Origin of the sequence: Lapillicoccus sp., from assembly GCF_046595215.1 — a bacterium.
Taxonomy (GTDB): Bacteria; Actinomycetota; Actinomycetes; order Actinomycetales; family Dermatophilaceae; genus Lapillicoccus.
In genome coordinates this window covers 1-4732 of sequence record NZ_JBKJPP010000055.1, presented here as the reverse complement: position 1 = coordinate 4732, position 4732 = coordinate 1, and the positions used below count along the sequence as shown (strand labels likewise).

Sequence of the window (4732 nt, the reverse complement as noted above, 5' to 3'; positions counted from 1 at the left end):
GCCGGGGCAACCAGCCTGGTGGTCACCGGACTGGCCAACGGCACCGCCCACACGTTCCGCGTCCGGGCGATCAACGTGCAGGGACCAGGCCCGTTCTCGGCCCCGTCCAACCCCGTCACCCCCGCAGCCACGGTCCCGACCGCTCCGGCTGCACCGACCGCGGTGGCCGGGAACGCCTCGGCCACGCTCAGCTGGGCCCCGCCCACCTCCGACGGCGGCTCACCGGTCACCGGCTACGAGGTGCTGGTGAGCACCGGCACCACCGTGGTCTCCACCATCACGGCCATCCCAGCCGCCGACACCAGCCGGGTCATCACCGGCCTGGCCGACGCCACGACGTACACCTTCCAGATCCGGGCGCTCAACGCCATCGGCACCGGCGCCCTGTCCGCCCCGTCCAACCCCGTCACCACCGCGTCCATGGCCGGCTTCACCGGGATCACGCCCACCCGGATCCTGGACACCCGCAACGGCCTCGGCCTGCCCACGGCCACCCCCGCCGCCCTCGGCGCCGGCGCCACCATGACCCTGACCGTGCCCAATCTGCCGCCCGGAGCGACCGCCGTCGCCCTGAACGTCACCGTCACCGACCCCACCGCCGCCAGCTACCTGACCATCTACCCCGGCGGCACGACCAGACCGACCGCGTCCAACCTCAACTACGAACCCGGCCAGACCATCCCCAACATGGTCCAGGTCCCCCTCGGAGCGAACAACACCGTCACCATCTACAACAGCGCCGGCACCGTCGAGGTCATCGCCGACCTCGTCGGCTCCTACGCCCCCGGCACCGGCTCCGGCTTCACCGGCACCAGCCCCACCCGGGTCCTGGACACCCGCAACGCGACCGGCGCACCCCAAGCCCCCCTCGGCGCCGGCGCCACCCTGACCCTGACCGTGCCCAACCTGCCCCTCGGAGCAACCGCCGTCGCGATGAACGTCACCGTCACCAACCCCACCGCCGCCAGCTACCTGACCATCTACCCCGGCGGCGCGCCCCAACCGACCGCGTCCAACCTCAACTTCGGGCCCGGGCAGACCATCCCCAACATGGTCCTGGTCCCCCTCGGATCGAACAACACCGTCACCATCTACAACGCTTTCGGCACCGTCGACGTCATCGCCGACCTCGTCGGCTCCTACGCCCCCGGCACCGGCTCCGGCTTCACCGGCACCAGCCCCACCCGGGTCCTGGACACCCGCAACGCGATCGGCGCACCCCGAGCCCCCCTCGGCGCCGCAGCCACCATGACCCTGACCGTGCCCAACCTGCCCGCCGGCACCACCGCCGTCGCCCTGAACGTCACCGACACCAACCCCACCGCCTTCAGCTATCTGACCGTCTACCCCGGCGGCGCACCCCAACCCAACGCGTCCAACCTCAACTACGGACCCTTCCAGACCATCCCCAACATGGTCCTGGTCCCCGTCGGCCCCGGCAACACCGTCACCCTCTACAACCAAGCCGGCACCACCGACGTCATCGCCGACCTCATCGGCTACTACAAGTGAGGGGGGTCGCCATGGGCCCAAGGTCTCCCCAAGATCGCTGGTGGAACATGGCGACCATGACCCGCACAGGAGCCTCCCGAGCCCAGGCCGCACGAGCCGTATCGCTGCTCGTCGGCACGACGCTCGGGAGCTCCCGAGCCGCGTCAACGGCAACATCCAAGCCTGGCCCGTCTACCGCCACTACCGGTGAACCGTCACCGTCCCACCACCGTTGAGGAAGGCGATCTCCGTGAGCAGCGATCGACATGTGTCCCCTGCGCCCCGACTGCTCGTCGGTGATCTGGTCGCGGCCGCCCTGTTGGGGCTCACCGGCGCCAGCGGGCTGGCCTGGCTGGAGGTGGTCGGTGAGGGTCGATCCCAGGGCTGGGCTGCGCTGCTGGGGGGCAGCCTGGTCGCGATCATCGGGTTCACTCTTCCGGCGGTCCTCTTCGCGGTTCCGCTCACCCTGGCTCTGCTGCGCCGTGATCGCGTCGACGCAACCCTGTCGACACCGACAGGAGGGCTCGTCTGCGCGCCTGTTGCCGCGGCCACCATGTCCGCCGGGAACCAGCTGCGGCTGGTCCTGTTCGACCAGGCGCCGCCCGGGCTGCCGATCGTCACGATGGTGGGCGATGCGCTGAGCCTGCTGGTGGTCCTCCTCCCGGTCGCCTGGCTCCTGCTTGCCCTGCGGCACCCGCGCCCGCTGCGGCGTCGGAATGGCGGACGTGCCCTCGTTCGTGCCCGGGCGCGGGCCCGTGCGGGGCTGGCACTGGTGCTGGCGATCGTCACAGCGATGAGCACAGCAGCCCTGACGCCCCCGGCCGCGGTGGGTTCTCCCTCCCCCACCGCCTCGACCTGCCTCAACTCGGGTCGGGTGGACAAGACCTTCGACGTCACCGCCCTCGACGTCGACATCCCGATCAACCGCTTCGGCGACCACGACCCGTTGGGCAAGATGTACGCCCTGACCAGCCGGCTGGGCGACATCGCTGCCCAAGCCCGCTCGCAGGTGGTGTCCATCGGCCTGCGCGACGACGCGATCCAGCCGCTGGTGATCCGGGCCAACCAGGGCGACTGCATCGAGATCCGCTTCACCAACACCGCCAGCGGCGGCGACTTCGGTCTGCACATCGACGGGCTCGAGTTCAACGTCTCCTCCTCCGGGGACGCCATCGGAGCCAACCCCTCCTCGGCCGTCGCCCTGGGCGGGTCCACGACCTACCGCTTCGCCATCCCCGACGACGCCCGACTCGAGGGCGGCCACTACATGCATCCGGGCCCGGGGCGCCGAGCCGCGGTCAACCACGGGCTGTTCGGCGCTCTCGTGATCGAGCCGCCCGGCTCGACCTACTGGAACGCCAGCACACCAGACCAGCCGCTGGCCTCCGGGTGGGAAGCCATCATCAAGCCCTCGGGCGTGAACTCCGCGTGTGTCTCGACCAGTCGGACGGCGACCTGCGCGTTCCGCGAAGCCGCCATGCTCACCCATGAGATCGGCAACGACAACGAGACGCTGAAGGACAAGAACGGCGCCGACGTCCCGTTGCAGGACGCCACGACCGGCAGCTACAAGCCCGGCGGGTTCGCGTTCAACTACCGTTCGGAACCATTCCGCAACCGGCTGCTGGCCTTCCCCAAGGAGAAGGCCCACGCCTACAGCTCCACCACCTTCGGCGAGCCGGCCACGCCGATGATGCGCGGCTACCTCGCCGACCCGACCAAGATCCGGCTGATGCACGTCGGAGCCGAGAAGTTCCACATCTTCCACCTGCACGGCGGCGGCGACCGCTGGCGGGCCAACCCCGTCGCGGACACCACCTACAACTACGCCGACACCGGGCTGCGCAAGGATCCCGCAACCGTCCTGTCCCCGTCCCAGCGTCTCGACTCCCAGTCGATGGGCCCCGGCGAGGCGTTCAACCTCGAGCTCGAAGGCGGCGCCGGCGGCGTCCAGCAGTCGGCTGGGGACTTCCTTTACCACTGCCACATCGCCAAGCACTACGTCTCCGGCATGTGGTCGGTGTGGCGGGTCTACGACACCCTTCAACCCGACCTCGTGCCGCTGCGCGACCGCGTCGCACCACCTGCTGGCGTCGAGTCCAGCGAGCTGATCGGGCGCACCATCGGCGGCACCACGCTCACCGCGGCCAACCTGGACGGCTGGATCCGTCCCCAGCTGCCGCCGCCCGGCGTGATGCGCGACAGCCAGGACGGGTCGGTCTGGAACTGGCAGGTCGCCGGCACCGCGACCTCGCCGCGCTACCTCGGCGCCCCCGCCGACCCCACAGTCGTCCCGGGCTCCCCGCAAGTCGTTGCGGGGCAACCCAACCTGCTCGCGGTCGATGCCGGTCACATCTACGGAGACCGCCCGGCGATCCTGTTCAACCCGGTCAACGGCCGCCCGGCATACCCGATGCTGCGCCCCAACATCGGGAAGCGACCACCGTTCACGGCGGCAGGGCACAGCGGCGCGCCATGGCTCGGAGCCAATGCCGGCCAGGGCGCCACCAGTGCCACCGACCCCTGGGCCGGGCGCCAGGACGGGCTCTGCCCCGGGGGACGCAACCTGCGGACCTTCAACGTGGTGGCCATCGGCAAACCGATCCCGCGCACCCCCACGTTCACCGACCCGGAAGGCAAGATCTTCGTCCTGGCCAAGAACAAGGCAGCAACGTATGCCGACCCCGCCAAGTCCGATCCTCTGGCCATCAGGGCCAACCAGGGTGACTGCATTGCCGTCACCCTCACCAATGAGATCCCCGACGCCTCGGCCTTCGACGGGTTCTCCAAGACCACGATGCACATCCACCACGTGCAGTTCGACGTCCAGGGCTCGGACGGCGTCACCGCCGGGTTCGCCTACGAGCACTCCGTCCGCCCCTTCCAGGTCGAGGACCCGACGCTCACTGTCGCTGCCCGACGGGGCGACACGGTGCTGCAGCTCTCCACCGTCTCCAAGTTCCTTGGCACTGACGCCAACGGCAACCCGATCCAGCCCTGGATCGCCGCCGGACAGGGCCTGGAGACGATCGACATCCACCAGATCGCGTCGGTGGACCCGGTGGCCAGGACGGTGACGCTCACCAGCGCGCTGGCGTCCGACCACGCCGCGGGAGAGTTCGCCGGGACCGAGTTCATCCAGTACCGCTGGTATCCCGATGTCCAGCTCGACAACATCTTCTGGCACGACCACGTGGACGGCATCCACGGCTGGGGCCACGGCCTGGTCGGCCAGCTCATC

Annotated in this window: 2 protein-coding genes; both read left to right on the top strand. The window is 70.0% G+C overall.

Features of this window, described 5'->3' with window-relative positions:
* On the top strand, positions 1–1512 hold a 1512-nt coding region (locus ACLL9L_RS04945), incomplete at its 5' end, for a fibronectin type III domain-containing protein (protein WP_411283536.1).
* Between the two features lie 229 nt (positions 1513–1741).
* On the top strand, positions 1742–4732 hold a 2991-nt coding region (locus tag ACLL9L_RS04940; protein ID WP_411283535.1), incomplete at its 3' end, for a multicopper oxidase domain-containing protein.